The organism is Variovorax glucosi (assembly GCF_051216695.1).
Taxonomy (GTDB): Bacteria; Pseudomonadota; Gammaproteobacteria; order Burkholderiales; family Burkholderiaceae_C; genus Variovorax.
In genome coordinates this window covers 1-1,437 of the sequence record NZ_JBPJZE010000097.1, presented here as the reverse complement: position 1 = coordinate 1,437, position 1,437 = coordinate 1, and the positions used below count along the sequence as shown (strand labels likewise).

2 protein-coding genes are annotated in these 1,437 nt (G+C 66.2%); both read left to right on the top strand.

From position 1 onward, the window contains the following. Positions 1 to 218: tripartite tricarboxylate transporter substrate-binding protein (locus ACSFA3_RS23200; protein ID WP_435507796.1), on the top strand; the 218-nt coding region annotated here is incomplete at its 5' end. A gap of 64 nt (positions 219 to 282) precedes the next feature. Next, positions 283 to 1,437, top strand: a 1,155-nt coding sequence (locus ACSFA3_RS23195; protein WP_435507795.1) for an alpha/beta hydrolase domain-containing protein, incomplete at its 3' end; no start/stop codon positions are given.

The window sequence follows — 1,437 nt, the reverse complement described above, 5'->3', positions numbered from 1 at the left end:
CGGCCTATGCGCCCGCGAAGACGCCACCCGCCGTGGTCAAGCGGCTCAACGAGCTGCTGGTGAAGGCCGCGAAGAGCGAGGCTGCAAAGACCGCGTTCTACGAGCCGACCGGCACCGAGGTGTTCACGACCTCGCCCGAGGAACTCGCGAAGTTTCAGGCCGGCGAGTCGCAGAAGTGGGGCCGCATCGTGAAGTCGGCCGGCATCGAGGCCGAGTAGCCCGCGCGCCGTAGCGGGGACCGGCGCCGCAACGCGACAAGACACACAACGAAGGAGACAAACCATGAAACGCTGGAGCCTTTGGGCTGCCACGGTGGCTTCGGCCGCCCTTTTTCTGACTGCCTGCGGTGGAAGCGGCGGGGGAGGTGGCGTGCTGTTGCCACCGCCTACCACCGGAACGCCGACAACGACACCGCCCGTGACTGCCACCGCGCCCAAGTACAAGCTCGCCATCACCGCGACCGAAGACGTGCCCGGCACATTCGGCAGCGTGGGCGCCTACGAGAAGATCACCGGCACCTTCACCGGCGAGGTCGATCCGAAGGACGCCCGCAACGCCATCATCCAGGACTTGCAACTCGCGCCGCTCAATGCCAACGGCAAGGTCGAGTACACGTCGGACTTCGTGCTCTTCAAGCCGAAGGACATGACCAAGGCCAGCGGCGTGTTGCGCTACGACGCGCCGAACCGCGGCAACATCGTGAGCCTCGATCCGTACTTTGCCTCGCGCGGCTACGTGTTCCTGACGGCCGCATGGCAGGGCGATGTGCCGGCTGCGCCCGGCAAACTCACGCTGAAGGTGCCGGTCGCGAAGAACGCCGATGGCAGCAGCATCACCGGCACCTACCGCGCCGAACTGCTGCCCACCGCTGCGAACAACGATTCGCTGCCCCTGCCGGGCGGCCCGTTCAATGCGGCGATGCAGGCTTATGCAACCGCGAGCCTCGACAACACCAAGCCCGGCTATGTGCTCACGCGCCGCATCAACGAAGGCGACGCACGCCAGCTCATTCCCGCAAGCGAGTGGAAGTTTGCAAAGTGCAGCGCCGCCACGCCGTTCCCCGGCACGCCCGACGAGACGAACGTCTGCCTCAAGGGCAAGTGGGACCCGGCGTACCTGTACGAGCTGGTCTACATCGCGAAGGACCCGAAGGTCATGGGCCTGGGCCTCGCGGCGCTGCGCGACATGATCACCTTCTTCCACCGCGATGCGAGCGATGCGGCGGGCACGGCCAACCCGGTGGCCGCCGCGATCAAGAACACCATTGCCTCGGGCGTCTCGCAGTGCGGCAACTTCATGAAGACCTTCGTGCATTTGGGCTTCAACGAGGACCGCGCGGGCCAGAAGGTGTTCGACGGCGTGTTCGCGCAGATCGCGGCGCGGCAGACCAACATCAACATGCGCTTCGCCATTCCCGGCGGTGGAGGTGGCGTGCGC